The 20,404-nt window shown below is 53.8% G+C and carries 20 protein-coding genes; 9 read left to right on the top strand and 11 right to left on the bottom strand.

What is annotated here, in order from left to right; translation table 11 throughout:
• Positions 1-630: 630 nt before the first annotated feature.
• A complete protein-coding gene (locus AC2FF7_RS21810; RefSeq protein ID WP_480870494.1) occupies positions 631-1,014 on the top strand; it encodes a transposase in 384 nt (127 codons plus the stop codon).
• A gap of 367 nt (positions 1,015-1,381) precedes the next feature.
• Here AC2FF7_RS21810 and AC2FF7_RS21805 read toward each other — a convergent pair whose 3' ends face one another.
• On the bottom strand, positions 1,382-2,977 hold the full coding sequence (locus AC2FF7_RS21805) for a GMC family oxidoreductase (protein ID WP_496906327.1): 1,596 nt from the start codon (positions 2,975-2,977) through the stop codon (positions 1,382-1,384).
• A gap of 108 nt (positions 2,978-3,085) precedes the next feature.
• Here AC2FF7_RS21805 and AC2FF7_RS21800 point away from each other — a divergent pair, with 108 nt between their 5' ends.
• The 4 genes from AC2FF7_RS21800 (at position 3,086) to AC2FF7_RS21785 (ending at position 7,206) form a co-directional block, all read left to right on the top strand.
• Positions 3,086-4,324, top strand: a complete 1,239-nt coding sequence (locus AC2FF7_RS21800) for a TRAP transporter substrate-binding protein (RefSeq protein WP_480870488.1) — start codon at positions 3,086-3,088, stop codon at positions 4,322-4,324.
• Positions 4,325-4,391: 67 nt separating this feature from the next.
• A complete protein-coding gene (locus tag AC2FF7_RS21795) occupies positions 4,392-5,057 on the top strand; it encodes a TRAP transporter small permease (protein WP_496906326.1) in 666 nt (221 codons plus the stop codon).
• Positions 5,057-6,415, top strand: coding sequence for a TRAP transporter large permease (locus AC2FF7_RS21790; RefSeq protein ID WP_170356766.1), 1,359 nt, complete (start codon positions 5,057-5,059; stop codon positions 6,413-6,415). Before AC2FF7_RS21795 ends, AC2FF7_RS21790 begins: the two co-directional genes overlap by 1 nt.
• An 11-nt stretch (positions 6,416-6,426) precedes the next feature.
• The gene (locus tag AC2FF7_RS21785) at positions 6,427-7,206 is read left to right on the top strand and encodes an IclR family transcriptional regulator (protein WP_480870482.1); all 780 of its coding nucleotides are present in this window, start codon (positions 6,427-6,429) and stop codon (positions 7,204-7,206) included.
• Between the two features lie 41 nt (positions 7,207-7,247).
• Here the strand turns inward: AC2FF7_RS21785 and AC2FF7_RS21780 are convergent, their stop codons facing one another.
• From AC2FF7_RS21780 to AC2FF7_RS21760, 5 genes are all read right to left on the bottom strand, one after another.
• A complete protein-coding gene (locus AC2FF7_RS21780) occupies positions 7,248-7,448 on the bottom strand; it encodes a hypothetical protein (RefSeq protein WP_480870478.1) in 201 nt (66 codons plus the stop codon).
• 170 nt (positions 7,449-7,618) lie between these two features.
• Positions 7,619-8,464 (bottom strand): enoyl-CoA hydratase/isomerase family protein, encoded by an 846-nt coding sequence (locus AC2FF7_RS21775; RefSeq protein ID WP_480870475.1) that lies wholly within the window; start codon positions 8,462-8,464, stop codon positions 7,619-7,621.
• Between the two features lie 92 nt (positions 8,465-8,556).
• Positions 8,557-9,345: an SDR family NAD(P)-dependent oxidoreductase gene (locus tag AC2FF7_RS21770; RefSeq protein WP_480870472.1), complete on the bottom strand. Its 789-nt coding sequence runs from the start codon at positions 9,343-9,345 to the stop codon at positions 8,557-8,559.
• A gap of 12 nt (positions 9,346-9,357) precedes the next feature.
• Positions 9,358-10,323 (bottom strand): LLM class oxidoreductase, encoded by a 966-nt coding sequence (locus AC2FF7_RS21765; protein ID WP_480870469.1) that lies wholly within the window; start codon positions 10,321-10,323, stop codon positions 9,358-9,360.
• Between the two features lie 13 nt (positions 10,324-10,336).
• Complete coding sequence (locus AC2FF7_RS21760) at positions 10,337-11,113, bottom strand: CmcJ/NvfI family oxidoreductase (protein ID WP_480870466.1); 777 nt, start codon at positions 11,111-11,113, stop codon at positions 10,337-10,339.
• 113 nt (positions 11,114-11,226) lie between these two features.
• On the opposite strand from AC2FF7_RS21760, the gene AC2FF7_RS21755 reads away from it, so the two are divergent.
• Positions 11,227-12,138, top strand: coding sequence for a LysR family transcriptional regulator (locus AC2FF7_RS21755; protein ID WP_480870497.1), 912 nt, complete (start codon positions 11,227-11,229; stop codon positions 12,136-12,138).
• A gap of 118 nt (positions 12,139-12,256) precedes the next feature.
• Here the strand turns inward: AC2FF7_RS21755 and AC2FF7_RS21750 are convergent, their stop codons facing one another.
• From AC2FF7_RS21750 to AC2FF7_RS21730, 5 genes are all read right to left on the bottom strand, one after another.
• The gene (locus AC2FF7_RS21750) at positions 12,257-12,553 is read right to left on the bottom strand and encodes a helix-turn-helix domain-containing protein (RefSeq protein WP_496906325.1); all 297 of its coding nucleotides are present in this window, start codon (positions 12,551-12,553) and stop codon (positions 12,257-12,259) included.
• A 180-nt stretch (positions 12,554-12,733) separates the two neighbouring features.
• Positions 12,734-13,567, bottom strand: coding sequence for a hypothetical protein (locus tag AC2FF7_RS21745; protein ID WP_496906324.1), 834 nt, complete (start codon positions 13,565-13,567; stop codon positions 12,734-12,736).
• 996 nt (positions 13,568-14,563) lie between these two features.
• Positions 14,564-16,087, bottom strand: a complete 1,524-nt coding sequence (locus AC2FF7_RS21740; RefSeq protein ID WP_496906323.1) for an HlyD family type I secretion periplasmic adaptor subunit — start codon at positions 16,085-16,087, stop codon at positions 14,564-14,566.
• 12 nt (positions 16,088-16,099) lie between these two features.
• The gene (locus tag AC2FF7_RS21735; protein ID WP_496906322.1) at positions 16,100-17,833 is read right to left on the bottom strand and encodes a type I secretion system permease/ATPase; all 1,734 of its coding nucleotides are present in this window, start codon (positions 17,831-17,833) and stop codon (positions 16,100-16,102) included.
• Between the two features lie 89 nt (positions 17,834-17,922).
• The gene (locus AC2FF7_RS21730; protein WP_496906321.1) at positions 17,923-18,336 is read right to left on the bottom strand and encodes a hypothetical protein; all 414 of its coding nucleotides are present in this window, start codon (positions 18,334-18,336) and stop codon (positions 17,923-17,925) included.
• Positions 18,337-18,409: 73 nt separating this feature from the next.
• Here AC2FF7_RS21730 and AC2FF7_RS21725 point away from each other — a divergent pair, with 73 nt between their 5' ends.
• The 3 genes from AC2FF7_RS21725 (at position 18,410) to AC2FF7_RS21715 (ending at position 20,113) form a co-directional block, all read left to right on the top strand.
• Positions 18,410-18,949 (top strand): M10 family metallopeptidase C-terminal domain-containing protein, encoded by a 540-nt coding sequence (locus AC2FF7_RS21725; RefSeq protein WP_496906320.1) that lies wholly within the window; start codon positions 18,410-18,412, stop codon positions 18,947-18,949.
• A gap of 193 nt (positions 18,950-19,142) precedes the next feature.
• A complete protein-coding gene (locus AC2FF7_RS21720) occupies positions 19,143-19,652 on the top strand; it encodes a type I secretion system permease/ATPase (RefSeq protein WP_480870700.1) in 510 nt (169 codons plus the stop codon).
• Positions 19,653-19,891: 239 nt separating this feature from the next.
• Positions 19,892-20,113, top strand: a complete 222-nt coding sequence (locus AC2FF7_RS21715; RefSeq protein ID WP_496906319.1) for a hypothetical protein — start codon at positions 19,892-19,894, stop codon at positions 20,111-20,113.
• Positions 20,114-20,404: the final 291 nt, after the last annotated feature.

Below are 20,404 nucleotides of genomic sequence, written 5' to 3'. Positions count from 1 at the left end.
CCAAAAGTCTTCCTGTCGGCCATCGCTCTAGCAGCAAACGTGCTATTCTGGCTGTAAATCAATGAGGCCAGAACCTAGTGGCTCTGAGCCAAGATGACCTTCTAGCTCTTTAGCGGTCTGAAGTCTCTTTGCCTCCTCAGCCGTAAAGCGATCCTTGTTCTCCGTCACATTACGCCTTGCTCCACACGCATCACGCGATTGTTCGTCACCTAATCAGTCATTCAGGTTTTGCGCCCTGAGTTGCACATCTGGACATCATGAGTTGATTGCTTGCGCGAAGCTACCATTCTTCTATGAGTTTCTACCAAGGTCAGCCCGTCTGAGGAGTGCATATCCGTGTACAACTTTTACGGCTGAAAATCCAAATCCTCAGTGATCACAAATCTTTAATTATTTCAATCAGTTCGAGAATTTCCAGATCCCACCAAAAGCCGCCTCGTCTAGCCACATTAATTTCTTGGCTTGGTTGAGCTTCTGACGTTCAAACCGCCACATCGGACCATACGCCGCCACACCCAACCACAGAGGTTCGTGTCCCCCAAACGCCTTGCCCGGAGCGTCTGACCGTTCCTGCGCTCGCTTTCCTTGAAATCATCCCCGAATAGCTGCCCAACCAACGTAAGCGCCTCCATGGGGTTCGAAACCCGATCTTTCGAAGTCTACGGCTTCAAAATCGACGTGCATGCCGGTGGGCGTCGTGTTTGGCCACCTAGCTTCAAACGCTTCATAAACGAAAAGATGGACTGTGGTAAACTGAGCGTCCGCGAGATCATGAAAACATTCAACGTCTCGCAATCGCAGGTTTACAAGTGGCGAAGTGACGTTCAACGCGCAGGACGTATGACAACCGACCTCTGGGAGGAAAGGGTATTTTCCGAGATCGTCGTTCAAGAGAATCCGGTCGAGCCTGATGTTCCTTCCGAGATCGTTCTGCGTAGTAACAAACTCAAGATTACCGTGCCAGCCTACCATCCAGTATCAAACCTTATCTCTTTGATCCAAGCGCTCTCGTGATCTCGCCATCCGGAAACTTCAAAATCTACACTTGAAGCGCTGTTTGAAGGTCTCGATTGGCAACGAGTTGCTACTCGTCATGTGCGAAAGCCAGTTGCTGTCTGATACCGCAACGCGGACCTTGTGGCAGAATTGATGGAATCCCCGTAGAAGACTGGCAGCTCTTCGCTGTCTGCCAAGTTGGCGAATTGCTGAAACTGTGGGCAGACGTGAATTGACTTTTTTGGATCACGTTGAACAGTTGAATCCCATCCCAAAGAAGATGGTGCCGCAGTAAATGACGTGAGACCCATCGTTGGTCTTCTTTCTTTTCCAGAGAAAGAAGCAATCAAACCGAGGGTCAAGCACCTTGCCCTTAATTGTTGCTTCAGGCATCCGCTCCTATTAAATCGCTGGCTCTTTCGCCGATCATGATGGCTGGCGCATTGGTGTTACCACTCACGATTTCCGGCATGATCGAGCAGTCGGCTACTCGTAAGTTCGCTATTCCGTGTACTTTTAGTTTTGCATCTACGACCGATGCTTCGGTGCTTCCCATCGCGCAAGTGCCGGTGGGATGATAGATTGATGCGGTGTTTGATCTTACCCACTCCAGTGTGCCTTCATAGTCGTCGCAACTCAGCTGAGCTGTTGGCCGAAATTCCTCTGAAATCTTCGAGGCCAAGGGATTGTGCTTGGCTATTTCGCGCGCGATGTTCACTCCGTCGACAATGGTACGGCAATCCGTTTCAGTGGACAGATAGTTCGGTATTATTTTTAGGTGTTTAGACGGATCCGGGCCGTCCAAACGTAGCTCTCCCCGGCTTTCCGGACGCAGCTGGCAAACCGACATGGTGAAGGCTGAAAACGGATGTACGCCCTCGCCGGGGCTGTCGGCGGACCAGGGTTGAACGTGGAATTGAATGTCGGGCGTCTCTACATCCGGGCGGGTTTTCATGAATCCGGTAGCAAGGCTGGCGGCCATGGTCATAGGGCCTGCACGGAACAGCGCGTATTTCAGGGCGATGCGCGTCTTATTCAACAGGCTGCGGACTTCATCATTCAGCGTCGGCTCATTGCATTTGTATACTAGCCGGGCCTGCAAGTGGTCCTGTAACCCTTTGCCGACACCTGGTAGGGCGTGTAGCGGCTCGATGCCATTTTCCCTTAGGTGTTCTGGGTCCCCGATTCCTGAAAGCATCAGGATTTGTGGTGAGTTTATGGCCCCGCCGGACAGGATGATTTCGCGTCGGACTGTCAAGTTCTTCTCAGCGCCAGAACGGTCTCGGTAGACCAAACCGGTTGCCTTTTTCCCTTCCAGAACCACGCGCGTGACCAGAGCGTTCGTGATGATGTTCAGGTTTTGTCGATCCCGGATGGGTTTCAGATAGGCAACGGCAGCGCTGCACCGGCGGCCATTGCGGGTGGTCAGTTGGAAGTACCCCACCCCCTCTTGTTCTGCACCATTGTAGTCTGGGTTGAACGGATATCCCGCCGCCTGCGCTGCGGCCACCCATGCGTCGCAGATCGGGCGTTGAATACGCATATTCGACACGGACAAGGGCCCGCCAACGCCATGAAATTCATCTTCACCCCGCTCCTGATCTTCGCAGCGCTTAAACAGGGGCAGGACATCGTCCCAACCCCAGCCTTCATTGCCCATTTGTCGCCAGCGGTCGTAGTCCTCTTTCTGTCCACGGACATAGAGCAACCCGTTCAGTGAAGACGAGCCGCCCAGCACCTTGCCGCGCGGCCAATCGATGGATCGCCCGTTCAGCCCCGGGTCAGGTTCGGTGCGATAGCACCAGTCGACCGAGGGGTTATGCATGGTTTTGAAATAGCCGACAGGGATGTGAATCCACGGGTTGGTATCGCGGCCACCAGCCTCGAGCAGTACAACAGTCGTGTTAGGATTGGCGCTGAGTCGGTTGGCAATGACGCAGCCCGAAGACCCAGCGCCCACAACCGCATAATCCACTTCCATGACTGCCTCCTCCTCGTGCCGTTGAAAAAACTCTATGCAAGATGCAAGAATTACACTAGCATTTTTTGATACAAAACGTCTCAATAATTGCAATCAGGGAGGTAAGCAATGGAGATCGGTAAAAAACTAAGTGGGATTTCGCGGCGGGATTTCTTCCGCGTGGCTGGTCGTTATGGAATGAGTTCCACGTTGCTGGCAGCAGGTGGGTTCGGAGGGGCGATGAGTCTGGCGAATCTGGCTCAGGCCGCAGAATCAACCTATGAAAAGCGCTTTTCGAAAGAGCCTAAACACACCCTGAAATTCGGTGCTTCGGGCTTCAACACCCGCAACCTTCTGATCGAACGCGCCGGGGCCATCGAGTTCGCGCGCGATCTGGAAGAACGCACAGACGGTGAGATTCGGATCGAGTTCATCGGCGACAACCAGATCTGTGGTCAGCTCAGCTGTGTTGAAAAAACCCAGCAGGGAATCGTCGATATCTACGCCGCTTCGACTCAGAACTCGGCTGGTGGTGCGCCTTATCTGAACGTACTGGACTACGCCTATATGTTCCCAAGCCGTGCGGCGCAGTACCATTTCTTCTACAGCCCTGCGAGCCAGCGCATTCTCCGCGACCCCCTGGAGAAACGGCATGGGCTGAAGTTTCTGTTTACGCATTGTGAGTTGCGTGGCCTGCAAATGGGCTCGTCGTTTGCCGACAAGCCTACAGTGACCAAACTGGAAGAGCTGTTCGGCACCAAGAACCGCGTGACAGGCACGCAGTTGGGGCGGATAGCGATGCAGCTGCTGAACCTGAACCCGGTACCGGTCGCGTGGGAAGAAACGCTGGACGCCCTGAAAACCGGTCTGATCGACGGGGCCGAAACCTGGGCTTCGGCCGTGGCTTACGCCAACATGGCACCAGTGGTTTCGCAGTCGGTGAACCTGAAGTTCTTCTGTGGCACCGAGCATACCTCGATGTCAGCCAAGGTCTTCGACGGTCTCGGCGGCGAGTTGCAGGACGCGGTGATGGAGTCCTCGTATTTCACACAGGCTTTGATTCAGGGCGCGAATGAGGCGGCGCTGCTGAACACCGTGGGATTCTCGGACCCGCAACTGCCCAACACGATCTTTGCCGAAAACGGCGTGCGTCCCGCTTTCCTGCCCGACGATCAGATCAAACTGGCCGAAGAGATGTGCGCCCCGAACTATAACCCTGAGCCTTGGGCACAGTGGCGTGAACGTCTGAACAAATGGGCTGGCGGCATCGATACGTATCAGGAAATTTACGATATCGCGCGTGAAATTCCGGCTGACACCCTGCCGGAAAACGTCGAGCCGCGCCGTTGGTGGATGGGCCAAGCCTGATAAGCTGATGTGAACTGGCCCCAATCGGGCCGGTTCCAAAAACACACCGACTGGGAGGACGGGGTACATGTCGTTATGCGCAGACATAGGCGCGATCTTCAGCGCCTTTCTCAGCCAGGATTCGTTCGAGATTCAATCCGCTCTGGAATCTGACGCTGCTTGGGTACTGGGTGCAGTGGTTTCTGCATTTGGCGGGCTTCTGGTCATGCTGGTCTATCGAAAGGTGCCCTTTATAGAGCGCCATCTGGAACGATCCGTGATGGTCTATTCGTATCTTACCATTGCGCTAATCATTTTCTGGGGTGTGATCGACCGCTTTGTGTTTAATGATCAAGAGCCATGGTCAACGACCATTCCGCCACTTTTGTTCATGGTAATGGCTTGGTTCGGGGCGTCTTACAACGTACGCCTGCGTACGCACTTGAGCTTTAGCGAATTCCGCACTGCGATGCCGAGGGCAGGTCAGCTGGCTTGCCTGATCCTTGATGCGGTTCTGTGGTTTATTTTCGCGATGATCGTCATCGTCACCACGACCCGGCTGGTGGCGCTTTCTGCATCTAATTTCCAGATCGTACTGGGTACTGACAATGTCATGCAGTGGTGGTTTCTTCTGGCCGCGCCGCTGTCTTTCTTTCTGATGGTCGGACGCGTATTTCAGAACCTCGCCGACGATCTGCATAACTGGACAACAGGCAAGCCGCTGATTCAGCAGGCCGTGATCGGAGCAGACTGATGACAGACGGAACTATGGTCACACTGATCTCGCTTGGGGTTACGTTTCTATTCATGCTGGGCGTGCCAGTTCTGTTGGTGATCGGCTATTGGGTCATCGGCTGTTCCTTTGTCCTCGGTCTGACACTGGACAATATGGGCGCCGAACTGCTGAACGTTTTCAACAAAGGGTTTGCCCTGCTGGCGATGCCATTGTTCATCCTGACTGGAGACCTGATCAACAAATCAGGAATTGCGCGGCGCCTCAGCGATTTTGCCTATGCCTGTCTGGGCTGGATACGCGGCGGCTTGGCAATGGCCTCGTTGGGGGCCTGCGGGCTGTTCGCGGCAATTTCGGGGTCCAACTCGGCAACAACAGCAACCATCGGGTCGATGCTGCACCCTGAGATGGTAAAAGGTGGCTATGATGAACGCTTCAGCGCTGCCACCGCAGCTGCGGGTGGAACTGTAGGGATCATCATTCCTCCGTCTATTATCTTTATCGTCTACGGATTCTTGATGAACCTGCCGATATCTGAGCTGTTTGTGGCCGGCATAATTCCTGGTGCGCTTATGGTCATAGGGATGCAGTTCGCCTGCTGGATCATCTGCCGCATGAATGGCTGGGGGCATCTGATCCCGCTGCAATTGAACCGAGTGTTGAAAACCGCGTTCGGTGCTTGGCTTGGCTTCTTTGCCATTGGTTTGGTTCTGTGGGGCATCTACACCGGTAAATTCTCACCCACCGAAGCGGCCGGTGTGACAGTCGGTTTTTGCGTGATCGCAGGCTTGGTCAGCTATCCGATCAACCGCCTAATGGGCGCGCGCAGCAACGTTTCACCGACCGAAAAAAGCTATGCCGAGATGTTCGTGGTCGAAGGTTTCACGATCCCCGAGATCCCGTCAATTGTGATCCGGTCAGCTCAGATCACCGGTATCCTTGCGCCGTTGATTGCGATTTCCGTAGTGATGCAGCAGATTCTGTCCCTTTTGGGTGCGCAAGAAACCATTGGGAGCTTTGTAACCTCAATGGGCGGCTACCACGCGGTTTTGTTCACCTCGATGGTGATCGTGTTTTTCTCGGGCATGGTGCTGGAAAGCTTGCCAGTCACGATCATTCTGGCCCCGATCCTTGCGCCGATTGCGGCCTCGGTCGGCGTTGATCCGATCCATTTCTCGGTGATCTTTCTTGTTGGCGCGTCCATTGGCTTTATCACCCCGCCATACGGCTTGAATCTCTACGTCGCCTCCGGCGTGACCGGCGTGCCGTATTTCCGGTTGCTACGCTACACGGTGCCGTATCTGGCGGCGCTGCTATCGGTGTGGATTTTGGTGTCTCTGGTGCCCGATCTGGCCTTGATACTGCTGCCAAATAACTAGAATGTTGCGGGATGCCTGAGACGGAAACACAAGACAAAGAAACTCAGATCCCGACCAACCTGCGCCTTCTTCTTATCCTCGAGGAGGTGGCGCGGCGTGGGGTCGCCGTCAAACCAGCAGACCTGATCGAGACATTGGGACTGGCGAAGCCCACAATCCACCGTCTGCTGCAAACCGCAGAGGCCGAAGGTTTCCTGCAGCGAGATATAGATGGTCGCTCGTATGGCCCTGGGTACCGGCTGCGGTTGCTTTCGGTCAATACCATGTCTTCCGAACACCTTCGTACGGCGCGTTTGGCTATCTTGCGCAGCGTCGCCGAAAACGTCGGCGAGACGTGTAACTTAGCCATCCCGGACCGGGAAGGAATGATCTACCTCGACCGGGTTGAAACGAAATGGCCGCTTCGCATCCAATTGCCGATCGGTACCCAGGTGCCCTTCCATTGCACAGCTAGTGGCAAGATGTACCTGTCTACTCTACGACAGAAGACGTTGGATGGGTTTCTCTCTGCTGGCAATTTACAACCGCAGACCGAACGATCCCTGACGAACCCTAGAGCACTACGCGAGGAAATCCGTAGAGTCGCTGAGAATGGTTACGCGGCGGATGATGAGGAGTTCATGGCCGGAATGACGGCCATCGCTGTGCCCATTCGTGATGGACAAGCCAGATTGGTAGGCACACTTTCGGTGCATGCTCCAACCCAACGTCACGACGTCAACAGCCTGCTGTCCTTTCTGAACATCCTGCAAAAAGGCGCAGGTGAGCTCTCGGAGATGTTAACGGACTGATCTTTTCAAGCCGCTTGAAGAACCAAACTGTCTGCGCAGTATCATTCGCCGCGTCGGGTCAACCCTTCGTAGGCGGTGATGCCGACGAGAGGCAGCGCGGCGGCTTCCCGCATACTTAGGGTCTTGGGTTTGTGTGCAACCAGACGAACATCTGCCTTAAAGTTCTCTGCCAATGAGCCCGGTAAGTCCATCAAATCACCTGCACGGCCGTACACCTCATCACCTACGGCAAAACCTTTCACACCGTCGCCAATCGCAACGACCAGGTCTGGTATTTCAGCAAGCCCGAATAGCGCATCTGGTCCTTAAGAGTTGACAACCATAGCTTTCGTTGAGGTTTTCCTTTTGTGAAATGGTGTCAGGCCCACGTGGAAACCGCGCACGCCTGACGAGATCATTGTCTTGTGGGTGGTCAGTTGATGTCTTGCACCTGCATCACCAGATCGCCCCATTTGCGCTGGTTCTCGATGTCGTGTTCCAAACCTTGTTCATCCGCGATCATGAAGCGTTTTACGGCCGGAGTTTTGCTGGTCGCCTGATACAACCAATAGGCTTCGGCCTTCAGCGCCTCATCGATGGGCTTGTCGATGGACTCATAGACCATCTGCTTGCAGGCATTGATCGACTCTGCAGGGAATTGTGCGATCCGTTCGGCCAGCGCGGTCACATACGGGCCGATTTCATCCGCTTCCAAAGCCTTGTTGATAGTGCCCAAACGCTCGGCATCATCTGCGTCGTAGTCTTGTGCACTCAGAATGATCTCAAGCGCTTTGCCAAGGCCGGTTTGACGGGCCATGCGCGAGGCGCCACCGCCGCAGGGAAGGATGCCCATTCCGACCTCCATCTGCATGAACTTGTATTTTCCCCGCGCGGCAAATCGCATATCCAACGCCAAGGCCAATTCGTGCCCGCCACCGCGCGCAAACCCTTCCAGTTTTGCGATGGTCGCCTGTGGCACCTTGCTGATCCGCTCGCAAACTGATTGTAGGTCCAAAAGCTGAGCGTCCCCGCGAGAAACAGCTTCGGTCGACATGTCCTTCAATAACTCGGTATCGTAGTGGCAGACCCAGATTTCCGGGTTGGCCGACTGAAAGATCACGACCTTGGTTTCGCGGTCCCGCTCTAACCGCATGGCCAGACTGTTTAAGTCGGCCAGCATTTCCTGGCCCTGCACGTTCACAGAGCCAAAGTTGAAGGTAACCGTGGCAATGCCGTGTTCAACATTTACGTCAAAGGTTTGAAAGTTCTCGTATTTCATCAGGCCGTCCTTTCTTGGGCCTCGACGCGGCACGCGCGAGGGGTAAGGGAATGTTAAAGGTGGAAGTTCGTGGCGTTTTAGCGCCCAGATGATCAGCCCGTTTGGCTGATCAAGTCTTTGATGGTGTTCATGACATCGGTAGCGTGGTTTTCGTCGAGTGCTGCGGCATGCGGATCAGCGAAAGCCCCACTGTCATTGTCGAAATAGGCTCCTGACGCGTCAGCAAACCGCACACCCAAGGCTGCGTCAATCAAGATATCAGCGCCAATGTTCATATCGTTGCCAGCCAGGCCAAAGCCTTCTTTCACCATCTTTGAGGCCAAAAGTGATCCGGGATTTACGGCAACCATCACAGGTGCATTGGACAGCGATTTGGCCCATTCACGGGTCCAGATGGTGATCGCCAACTTGCTCTGGGCGTAGGCTTCCATATCCGCCAGTTGCACATTGCCCTGCATGGCCCGGATGTTCACCGGGGCCTGTGCCGCAGATGACAGGTTCACGACGCGCCCGTCGGCAGGAATAACCGGCAGCAGCAGTTTGGTCAGAAGATACGGTGCAAACGTGTTCACCACAAAGCGGATGTCCTGGCCATTTTCCAACACGGTTTGCGGGGCTTTCAACACACCTGCATTGTTTATCAACACATCCAGTTTGTCATGTCTGGCCCGTACGCTTTCGCCGAGTTTTCGAACCGCGGAGAGATTGCTGAGATCAGCGGCATAGGTTTCGACATCGTCTCCGACCGCGGCAGCAGCGCTCTCCAGTTTTGATGCATTGCGTCCATGGAGGAGCACTTTGTGCCCATCGGCAGCCAGCTTCGTAGCTGTCAGCAGGCCAATGCCGTCGGTTGAACCCGTGATGAGAATAGTCTTGGTCATCAGTCTGATCCTTCAGGAAAAGTCAGGCAGCACAGTGTCCGCCAGATGTTCGAGGGTTGTATCGATTGGCGCTTGATTGAACCTTAGGTTCAGCGCGACGTGATTGACCCCGAGCGTTTCAATCTCGCGCAGATAGTTGCGTAGGAAATCAGTTCCAGACTGAAACCCAAGATGGATTGGGCGCGGAGGTGCAGCAGGGTCGGCAACAACATCGACATAGAGCGATTGCATGACCGGCTTGTCCGGTTGACCTGCCGCCTTCACACGCCTGCGGTAATCCGTGATGACTTGACCCTGAGCCGCCGCATTGCGCGGATATGTCATCCAACCATCTCCGTTCTGCGCTACCCAATCAGGTGTTTGTTGGCTACCACCCGTAATGAGCATCGGCAGGCGCGTTCCGTGCGGCTTTGGCAATAGATCAATCCCGCCATTCAGTTTGCCCTGTGCATTTTCATGCGTGGGGTAAGCCGATCCAACCGCGCGGATGTACCCAAAACTATCGCGGAACCGTGCCCCCCGGTCGTCAAAGCCCTGGTTCATCGCCGGGTACTCCTCGGGCCGATCACCGGAAGCGATACCCAAAAGCAACCGCCCGCCCGAGAGCACATCTGCTGTCGCTGCTGCCTTGGCGACATGAGCGGGGTGACGCAATGGCAGGATCACACTGGACGTTCCAAGCGCAATCCGATCCGTCGCCGTTGCCAAAGCTCCCAAATAGACAAATGGATCGAAAACTTGCCCGGGGTCACCGAAGCTTGGAACATTAAAGGGCACGTCCCGTAGCCAAAGTGCCGCAAACCCAAGTTCCTCGGCTTTCTGAGCCGCTTCTAGGTGCTCCCGTAGAGTCGGCTCTGCGCCGACGGCATAAGCTTCGAGAGGCAGCACAAGGCCAATGCTCAGTCGTCCGGGACGGAACACTTGGTTGTAGGCCAAATTTATTTGCTCAAACCCAGACAGCTGCGTTTCATCCAACATGTCTGCCCCTCCCCTAATAGCGCACCAAAGTACGGCTTTCGATGCTTTTGCGAACGGTATTGATGTTTGGATCCTCGACCATGTCGAGGGCGCTATGAGCAATCGAAGCCCGGCCTTGATTGTCATAGATGTTGAAGACCGCGACCTCATTCGGCGTCATCTTGGATTGATAGATCCACTCATGTTTGGGGTTGCCCACCAGCCCCATGATTTGTCCCGTGCGGTCGGGATAGATCAGGTCCAATAAAATCCAGTCCGACGGGTCAATTGAAGAGGGGCGAACGAACCCAAGTGGTGCTGAATTGATCGGATGCTCTATCGGACGCCATACATTGACAAAGGCAAAATGACCTTGCGCCCACTCCGTTGCGGCCTCGGCGCCCAGCAAGTCGACAAGCCGCTGTTCGGCTCCGTCCTTGCTGTAGTCGCTATGAACATTGCGCGCCGGTTTACGTATTGCTTCGGGGTCATCCACCCGAACAGTGTGATCAAAAACCACGACCTCTCTCGCACCGAGCCTGTTCTGCAGCATGGCCTTGAGCTCCGCATCGTAAAACGGTTCCCAGCTGTCGCCTGCAAAGTCTCGGACCTGCGTTTCGAGGGGCATGATTTCAACGGCATCGCACGCAAATGAAACCGACGAGGTCGTTGTACGGTTGTCTGCTAGCACGACGGATGTCGCGACCAGCTCAGGGCAAATCAGGTTGCCAGCGATCCCGCCAGCATCAAGCTCAAAGGCTTGTCGGTAGGATTTGTGAACATGGTAGTTAACCGTGGCCGTCCGTGCCATTTGCGCCTCGTGCCTAAGCTTTACTGTATCTGTGAAAGAGATTTAAACTCGATCAAATTGCAGATAAACTGCCCAATAATGTATTTATAATTCGGTAAATGGATATAATGGGTTTGGACACAGACGCTCTTCGATTGTTTATTAGGGCAGCAGACATTCTGAACATCAGCGCGGCGGGGCGTGACCTGGGCATGGCCCCAGCGGTCTCCAGCGCAAGGCTTGCCAAGTTGGAGAAGAACCTCGGTATTGAGCTTTTGCACCGCACGACTCGCAAAGTGTCGTTGTCGGTGGAAGGAGCGAATTTCCTGCCTTTCGCACGTGAAATCATTGCGCAGGAAGAGGCGGCATTTGCTGCATTGGGTAGGCAAATGGCAACGATCAAGGGCACATTGCGTTTTACGGCGCCAAGCAGTTTCGCACAGCTCTACATCGCGCCAATACTGCCTAAGTTTCTTGAACAGCACCCTGATCTCATGCTCGATCTGCGCCTGTCGGATGTGCAGTTCGACCTGATCGAAGGAAGCTATGATCTAGCCCTTAGGAACGCGCCACTTGTCGACACCAGTCTGAAGGGTCGCAAACTGGCTGATGACCAGCGCATTCTATGTGCTGCACCGCAGTACCTCGATACGCATGGCGTTCCTGATACACCAGCCGATTTGACAAGCCACCGTCTGATCGCTTTCCAAAACCTCCAACCTCGGCCACTGACAGGGCCAGCAGGCGAAAACGCCTTTTTTGATCCCGCATCAGCCAAAGGCCAATTGACTATCGATGACGGTCAAAGCCAAGTCCGCGCCACATTAGCGGGGGCCGGTATTTCCTTAAATGCTAGATGGAGCGTGCATGAACAACTGAAGTCAGGCCGTTTGGTGCGTGTTCTTCCAAACTTTGAAGCCAGCGAAGACAGTGTTTTGTGGCTGATCTATCCCAAGTCCAACGTATTATCCCCAAAAGTGCGGGTGTTCATGGACTTTCTGGTTGCAGAGATTGGCGCAAAGCCTCCTTGGGAAACACAAGTGTAATTTAGGTCAATCTCGCTATCGTAATTCCTGTCTCAAATGTCGGAGACAGGCTTTGAGTGGACATGCCTTGTCCTCGTAGGGGACAGATATAGAATATCTCACACATCAATCTCTCTCCTCAATTAATCAAATAAAGGTCGCGGACGCCTCTGAATCCGAGTTTGTCGGAACGCCCCGCATCTCGAATTCTTCCTCTTGTCGCTACGCGAGAAAAATCCATCGCGAAGGGGTAGGCGGCATGAGCTGCCGGATCAATGCGGATGAGGCGTCCGCCAGGGCCGACCCGAATAACCTCAAGCAGGCCAGCCGCAATCGCACAGCGCACCGTCTTCTCCGAGCAATTGTCCAGTTCAGCGACGTCTTTCACCGTCAGAAGCTTGCGGGGTGGGCTCTTCTTCGCATTGATCTGTGGCATACTGATGCGCCTCCTTTTGGTCAGAGGCGTCCCGGCCCAGTTCCCGTACTGCCTGGGCAGCCAGCAATCGGACCAACTGGTCAATCGCTGTCTCAACCTGCTTGCGCGCGTAGTCGTCAGAAGGGGGTGTGGCAGGAACGCGTGTCATGCCATGACCATGACAACGCGGGCTTGCTCATTCTAAGTGTATTGATTGCCCAATTCCGGCGGCGCCCAACGCTCTTGCTCTTCGCGCTCAAGCTTGTCGCGAAAACCGTCAATGTCCACGCGGATCGTCTCACCGCTCAGGATTTGCCCCGGCTCGGTGATCATCTTCACGACAGCCTGGATAAAGTTGACGAGCGGACCTTGCCGTTGTCCTCCTGGACGACCGTCTGAGTATGTCGTGTAGGTCAGAGGGCGACCGGCATCTTTCCAGATATGGCAGCAACTCTCGAAGATGTACTGACGGCGTTTGTCGCGCGAGAACCGCTTGTCTCGCGGCGACATCTCCGCAACCGCACCAGGTGTCCCATGGATGCGTCGAATGTCATCGATGACATCCTGAGTAAGTGTCGTTGCGGTCTCAAGCTTTTTGAGGAGCTGCGGAAGTAGGTCTGCATCTTCTGGCGTCGATACGAAATAAGTCGAAAGCGAGCCCAATGCGTTCCGGAGTTCTTGTCTAGTAATTGTGCCCCGCTTGGCTTCCCGCAGGAGTGTCTTGAGGTGCTTTTGACCTCGTACAATCGCTTGCGAGCGACGGACCTCAGTCAGGTTGATTGCGATGTCGTCGTCGTTATTGAGGCAGTTCCCAAGAAGCATAGAGAGTTCGCGTACGAGCTTAGTTGGCAGGCCAAACCGTTCAGCCAAGCTCCCGATCATGTCATCAGATAGAGCACCGCGTTCGCCATAACTGCCGAGCTTCCATGACATCGAGCACTTGATCCCATCCATGTGCGGATAGACGGAATAGTCAACTTCAGTATGTGCAACGTCTCGATTGTTCTTCAGACCGCTGTCCGCGTTAGCGCTCATTTTATTCTCCGTTTGCCACACTCTAGGGTCTGGTCGCGCGTCCAAAAGCTTACGTGCAACAAGGCGGTACTGATTGCTCAGAAAGCGCTGATTGAGACACGGCGACCCCTTCCAAGGTTGCACATCAACAAAAGAACAGGAAGAGAACAATTTGGCTAGATTCTGTGTCGAGCGGCCTTCGATATTGGAGGGCTGTCGCGCGTCACACCAGCTACGACTTGTACAACTTGCGGCCGCGCGAAACACAAGGATCCCCAAAAAATGGAGATCAATACACTTAGTCAGCAAGAGCGTAAAATCCGACTTTCCGGGTTGGGATGGGTCTCCCCGTCTCCGTTGCGCCCGGTTTATTCTTGCTGCTTTCCCTGGTGAACAATCAAAAAAAGCGGTGACCACGGTACGTTCACGACCGGCCTCCAATTGTGAACTATGGTTCGGGGACTACCCCATCCCGCACCGACGCGGCTCCTTCTGGCCCGGTGCAGAAACGCGACTACGGAACCCACCGGTCGACGGTCGTCTTCAGACGCTCGTCGAACCGGGGATCGCCGAGACCGTGCGCGGTCAGAGCGGGGCAGGTGAGAAGCCTGCGGGGAAGCGGCTGGCCTCCGATAAAAGGCATCGCGCAGATACGAACCTGAAAGCAAAGGGCCTTCTCCCGCAAGACCGGGGGGAAGGAGCGGGGGCCGGATATTGTCTTATGACAAATGCGGGTGTAGCGGAGCTAGATCGGTCCCTGCAAACTCCTCGCTTGTCACCAGTTACTTGGCTTGCAGTTGTGAACAGTTAAGATCAATTACCGCCAGCATGGCAATCTGCCGCAAGTTCCATAATACAAACGCGGATTGGGATTTCTCTAGCATTTGGAGTTTAAGCAACAAGAATTGCCTTAGAATTGGAGTGGTGGTTTCGCTGTTTTGAAGAGTAACCAAGCAAACAACAAAAAATTTTCAAACATGTTTTGAGTACTACCGACCTTGTATCACCAAAACGTTGTTAACTGTCGTGGTTTTCCCGGAAACTACGTCGGATTGAACTCAAAAGCGGCCCGATTACATAGTCGGCAACGCTTGCTTCACCGGTTTGCAGCATAACCTCTACGGGCATTCCTGAGACGAGTTCGACGTCCTGTAAATCTGCGAGTTCGGCAGGTAAAACCTCAACCTTTGCCAAATAATAGGGTTGCCCTGTATTTTCGTCGACTATGCGGTCTGCGGAAATTGAGCGCATCAAACCGAATATCTGTGGCATGTTGCGTTGTTGATACGCAGTAAGATGAATACGGGCAGGCATACCAATACTTACGACATCTATATCAATCGGGTTGACTCGGGCGTCGATTATCAAAGGAACCTTTGAAGGTACGATATCCAAGATCGGTTCACCGTTTCGGACGACCCCAGAAAGAGTAGTGATCCGCACATTCATTACCTTACCTTCAATCGGAGAGCGTATTTCCGTTCTATCGACCACATCCCTGTGCCATCGTATTTCGCTTTCCAACTCGGCTAGAGTACGTTTCATTTCCGACAATTCCATGGTGGAGTCTTCTATCTCCTGCTGAACCATGGCCAGTAATTGCAATTCGGTTTCACCGATCTTTTGATTGTTGCGGGCGATCTGCGCTTTACTGGTAGCACGCTCGATCGTGATGTCTGCGGCTGCGCGTTTCAGGGCCAGTAGTCGGTACTTCCTTTCTAGACCTTTCCCCAGCAGGCTTGTTACACCTTGGATTTCTTCCTCAATTAAATGTGTTTTTTCGTCCAAGCCGACGATCGTTTTCTTAAGTCCGAGGTTTTCTTCGTCGAGCTGTTTGATGCGTTTGCGCAGTATGTTGTCGCGGCCTTTTTGTGTCGTAATTCGCCGCGTCAGAAGTTCTTGTTGATCGGAAATTGCGCGTGTTAATTCAGCTTCATCGGATACATTCTCGCTGTTCGGGACGACCAATATTTCGGAACCGTCTAATTCAGCTTTGAGGCGGGCGACCCTCGCCAGCAGGTGCGTGTACCGCTTTACCAATTCGTCAAGTCGGGCACGTGCCTGCACGTCGTCGAGAGTTAAAAGAACCTGACCTTTGGTCACCTTGTCCCCTTCCCTCACGTGAATAGATTTTATGATTCCGCCCTCCAGATGTTGAACGGTTTTGCGGTACCCTTCTGGACTGACTACTCCTGGTGCAATGGCTGCGCCTTCCAGCCGGGCGCTGAATGACCAGGTCACCAAACCAAACACCAGCCCGATTGCGACGATGTACCCCGTGCGAAGCGGCGCGCGCGTGAGATCTCTAAGGTTGGATGTTGAGTCTGTGACCGCTTTGTGTCGAATTGAGCGGAGGAGTAATGTCAGAAGCACCAACGTGAGCAATAAAATAATTGCCGCGATCCACCTCGGGTCAACGGCGGGTGGTAGCTTTTCTAAGATCCAATCCAACCAGTCGGCTGGAATTGAACCCAAAATGCCATCAAGCACCGAAGCACAGAAAGCCTTCACGTTTTCCTGTAACTCTTCCCAAAAACTCATTGGCGAACCACCTTACTCTGCTACTGCGTTGTTGCCGCTGCTAGATTGCACCGTCCGCACGGTTTGATAGGCTGGAGCTTGGCCTCTGATCTGCAAAATTTTCTCACGCGGGCCAAATGCGGCGACAGATCCGTCTTTGAGAACCAGAACTTTGTCTGCAGTCCTGAGCCCCGCGGGACGATGGGTCACAACTACGACGGTGCGACCAAGATTCTTGGAGCGCGCAAGAGCTGCAGCAAGGGCTGCATCGCCTTCCTGATCGAGGTTCGAGCTGGGCTCATCCAAGACGATAAACGACGGGTCACCCAGTAGAGCACGAGCAAGTCCCAGCCTTTGCCTTTGACCACCAGAGATACGCCCGCCGTGCAAGCCAACGTCTGTTTCGTACCCATGTGGTAACCGCAAAACGAGATCGTGAACTCCTGCTTCTTTGGCGGCCTTGATTACCATCGAGTCGTCGACGTCTCGCATTCGGGCAATGTTCTGGGCTACGGTGCCTGGAAAGAGCTCTACATTTTGGGGCAGATAGCCCAGCCACGGCCCTAGATTTTCGGGGTTCCAATTTCCGACGTCTGCACCGTCAAGCCTTACATGGCCGCGTGTTGGTTGCCAGGCTCCGACCAATAAACGACACAAGGTCGATTTGCCCGAACCGGAAGGCCCAAAAACGACTAATGTCTCGCCGGGCTCAAGAGCGAAAGAGATGTTCTCCAGAATCGGTTCGCCCGAATAGGGTGCGAGACAATAGACCTCTTCCACCTGCAATTGGCCGAGAGGCTTTGGTAAGTTGACTTCATAATCGGGAGCAAATTCACCCGCAAAGTGATCCCTGAGACGGGTGATAGCGGTACGCGCTGCCACGAAACCTTTCCAAGCACTTATTGAACGCTCGATAGGAGCAAGTGCCCTGCCCAGAACAATTGAGGCAGCGATCATCCCTCCGGCAGTCAGATTGCCTTGAAGGACAAAATACGCGCCAAGTCCCAGTATCATGACTTGCAAGGCAAGGCGTAGCGCTCGTGATGCGCTGACAAGGCCCGAGGTTTTTTCCTTCAGGTTCTGGTGCTCACGTCGGGCACCTGCCTGAAAAGACTGCCAACGACCAAGCAAGGCATCACCCATTCCCAGAGGGCGGATGGTTTCACCACTCTCAAGAAACTGCTGCGCTGCCGTATCACTTTGGCGAAGCTTGGCACTTATTTCCTTGTTGGGATTGCGTGTCAGAATGTCATTTGTAAGCGCAAACAGAAAGAGAACGATAGTACTGCAAAGCGCAAAGACACCAAGTCCAGGGTGGAGTAACCAAATGAATGCAATAAAGATCGGTGTCCAGAGTGCATCAAAAAAGGCAAGGACTGCGTCTCCGCCCAGAAATGACCTGAGGTTGGCAACATCGTTCAGGCTGGCCTTTGGGTTGCCGCCAGTCAGCCGGTCAGACATGGCTTTTCTGAGGGTCGGTTCGCTGAGTTCTGATTCAACCCAGAAACTTGCACGACCTAAGATCATCCGTCGTACTTGCTCTAGTATTCCGTAAATGATCAGCGCAAAAAGTGCGACAACCGTCAGCCAGACCAGGGTGTCGAAAGACCCGGTGGTCAGAACCCTGTCATAGATCTGAAGCATGTAGATTGCGCTCACCAGAAGTAGCAGGTTTACGACACAGCTTACGATCAGCAACGGCGGGAAAAGCCGTTTCACGGCTTTCTTGGTAGTGTCGACGATATTTGTATCGGGATTGGTATTCATGAACGTGGCACTCTGTAACAAGGGTTTGGTACGGCTGTGAGGATGTGCAGACCCGACAAGGCGCCGGATCTGCACGTTTCATCACCTCGTCAGGCAACCGTATCTAGGTCGATGGTGAACCCGTCGGTGTCCGTATCCGTGTCACCGTCGGTTTCCGTCGCGTTCAGGGTCATCTGTAAGGGTTCGGGGGTGAACTCCTGCGAGGTCGTAAACTCGATGACCGGGATCTTGATGGTCCCTTGACCCATAAAGAGCTGGATCGCGTCGATGTTGTTCGGACCCATTGGATCGCCGATGACAAAACTTTCCTGACCACCGGCTTCGGGCGACAGATCGCCGTCCAAGACCTCAATCGGATTCTCTGAGAATGTGCCATCGCTATAGTAGATCATGTACCACAGATCCTCTGGCGGGTTATCATACCCACCTACAGAGTTGTCGATGAAGACCTTCACGGCGCTGACGTTAAAGCCGGTTGGATCGACGACGAAGCTTTCATCCACCTTTCCGCCCGATGTCGTTTCACCATCAATGCCGTGATTGGCATTACCGTTAAGATTGTTATTGCCATTCCCGATGCCCGAGGTGCTGACTAGAACAACCGACGACGTATATGACTTCGATGCGTTGTCCGAGACTGTTGAAATTATCTGGGATGCGGGTGGGCGTGATGCCATCGACCTCTCAGCTTCAACGCATGGCGTTGAAATCGATTTGCGCGAGGGTTCATTTAGTACCGTTAGCCAGTCAGGTAGCAACAACATTGCTATCGCTCACGGGACAGAGATCGAAGACGCTATTGGCTCTTCTTTCGATGATACGATAGTTGGCAATGATGGCGACAATTACATTTTCGGGGGCGGCGGAAATGATGTCTTGTTCGGCGGTGACGGAGATGACTATTTCGACTTCTACGGCTCCAACGGAAATGACCAGATTTCTGATTTCACGAACGGACAAGATGTACTTGCATTCAGCGGTCCAGAGACGTCGATCGACGACCTGACAGTCACGACGCAGGATTCTGGGGTTTTGGTAGAGTATTCCGGTGGCTCAATCCATCTTGATAATGTTCTGTACCTGACAAGTGACGATGTAGTCTTCGGGGTCGCCTAATCTGCAATTTTAGCACAGTAAGCGCCGTTGGCTCTGTCGGAATGAACAGGTTTGAGACGAGGGAGGGCTTTGGTTGGTAAAACTTCTGCGGAATAATCGGGATAATTGAGACCGATATTAGGAGGCTGCCAACTTCAGGTCAAAGCAGACAAGTTTGCAATGACACCCTCGCGACTCCTTTAGGGAAATTTCCTTGAGAACCCTACCTATTTTGTGCTGGGATGGAGCCGTTTTTAAAACCACTGTCGTTTACAGAATGTATTGGCGGGCATCTCTTGTGGTTTCGACTACCGGTGGCGACAAACCTAAGAAGATCCGACCGCATATTCGTCGGCTTGTCGCAACGGTCATCGTTTTCAGCATTTTCACCAACCTTTTGATGCTGACAGGGCCTCTCTTCATGCTTCAGGTCTATGACCGGGTGCTTGCCTCTCGGTCAGAGGAAACCCTGGTTGTTTTGTTCGGTCTTGTCGCGATTCTTTACCTGTTTTACGGGCTCATCGAGTTTGCCCGCGGACTCATCGCTGCGCGTGCCGGTGCCCGGTTTCAAACGGCTTTCGACGAGTCCGTTTTCCGAGCCGTACTTGAAGACACCGCCGTACATGGTGGACAACATAAGCAGACCGCCCCGCTCGACGCGCTGGCCTCAATTCGAACTTTCTTCACAGCTCCAGTTCTCTTGTCGCTACTTGATCTTCCATGAACCCGCATTTTTATCGGCTGCATTTTTATCTTCCATCCCTATCTGGGATGGATGGCCGGCGCAGGCGGCATGACTCTGATCGCTGTCGCTTTCATTAACCAATTCGTAACTTACAAAGGCTTACCGAGGCCAACGGGCTCTCACACCGGGCAGATCGCTTCGCGGCTCAAGCCGAAGAAGGGGGCGAACTCATCTGGGCACAGGGCAAGTCGCAAGCAATGGTAAAGCGGTGGCAAGACATGCGAGCGGAAGGTGTTAAACGTACGATCGCTGCCACCGATTGGACGGGCCCTTTCACCGCCAGTAGCAAAGCATTCGGGCTCTTCCTTCAATCTGCAAATCTGGCGGTTGGCGCCTGGCTCGTTTTACAAAATGAAATCAGCGCAGGAGCCATGATTGCGGCCTCTATTCTGATGGGCCGTGCTCTCGCACCGGTCGAGCAGAGTCTTGGAAGCTGGTAAATCGTGCAGAATGCGCTATCTAGCGGGAAGCGCCTGAATACCTTTCTTGCCGACAACTGCGAGCGTGAGCCACCTCTAGAGTTATCGCAACCCGAGGCCAAACTCCCTGTCAATAATGTGTCTTTTGTTGTCCGCCGAGGCGATGAACCGATCCTGAAATACGTGATCATCCGGGGCCTGATCGAGCGTGTCTCGGTCCAACATAAACAGGATAGCGTGTAGACCGAACTGGAAGGGGCACTTTCAGCGATGATTGGGTTGGCCCAGAACGAACAAAGCCGCCCTGAGGCG

The sequence above is a fragment of the Ruegeria sp. YTSC325 genome, from assembly GCF_059609525.1.
Note: the sequence above shows the minus strand (reverse complement) of the source record. Positions and strands in the feature narration are given on the sequence as shown.

Coding starts and splice junctions, on each gene's coding strand:
- AC2FF7_RS21810 (WP_480870494.1), top strand. CDS start 631: ATGGGGTTCGAAACCCGATCTTTCGAAGTCTACGGCTTCAAAATCGAC.
- AC2FF7_RS21750 (WP_496906325.1), bottom strand. CDS start 12,553: ATGCCACAGATCAATGCGAAGAAGAGCCCACCCCGCAAGCTTCTGACG.
- AC2FF7_RS21795 (WP_496906326.1), top strand. CDS start 4,392: ATGTCGTTATGCGCAGACATAGGCGCGATCTTCAGCGCCTTTCTCAGC.
- AC2FF7_RS21770 (WP_480870472.1), bottom strand. CDS start 9,345: ATGACCAAGACTATTCTCATCACGGGTTCAACCGACGGCATTGGCCTG.
- AC2FF7_RS21735 (WP_496906322.1), bottom strand. CDS start 17,833: ATGAATACCAATCCCGATACAAATATCGTCGACACTACCAAGAAAGCC.
- AC2FF7_RS21725 (WP_496906320.1), top strand. CDS start 18,410: ATGCCCGAGGTGCTGACTAGAACAACCGACGACGTATATGACTTCGAT.
- AC2FF7_RS21715 (WP_496906319.1), top strand. CDS start 19,892: ATGCGAGCGGAAGGTGTTAAACGTACGATCGCTGCCACCGATTGGACG.
- AC2FF7_RS21775 (WP_480870475.1), bottom strand. CDS start 8,464: ATGAAATACGAGAACTTTCAAACCTTTGACGTAAATGTTGAACACGGC.
- AC2FF7_RS21800 (WP_480870488.1), top strand. CDS start 3,086: ATGGAGATCGGTAAAAAACTAAGTGGGATTTCGCGGCGGGATTTCTTC.
- AC2FF7_RS21740 (WP_496906323.1), bottom strand. CDS start 16,087: ATGAGTTTTTGGGAAGAGTTACAGGAAAACGTGAAGGCTTTCTGTGCT.
- AC2FF7_RS21805 (WP_496906327.1), bottom strand. CDS start 2,977: ATGGAAGTGGATTATGCGGTTGTGGGCGCTGGGTCTTCGGGCTGCGTC.
- AC2FF7_RS21790 (WP_170356766.1), top strand. CDS start 5,057: ATGACAGACGGAACTATGGTCACACTGATCTCGCTTGGGGTTACGTTT.
- AC2FF7_RS21760 (WP_480870466.1), bottom strand. CDS start 11,113: ATGGCACGGACGGCCACGGTTAACTACCATGTTCACAAATCCTACCGA.
- AC2FF7_RS21765 (WP_480870469.1), bottom strand. CDS start 10,323: ATGTTGGATGAAACGCAGCTGTCTGGGTTTGAGCAAATAAATTTGGCC.
- AC2FF7_RS21785 (WP_480870482.1), top strand. CDS start 6,427: ATGCCTGAGACGGAAACACAAGACAAAGAAACTCAGATCCCGACCAAC.
- AC2FF7_RS21745 (WP_496906324.1), bottom strand. CDS start 13,567: ATGAGCGCTAACGCGGACAGCGGTCTGAAGAACAATCGAGACGTTGCA.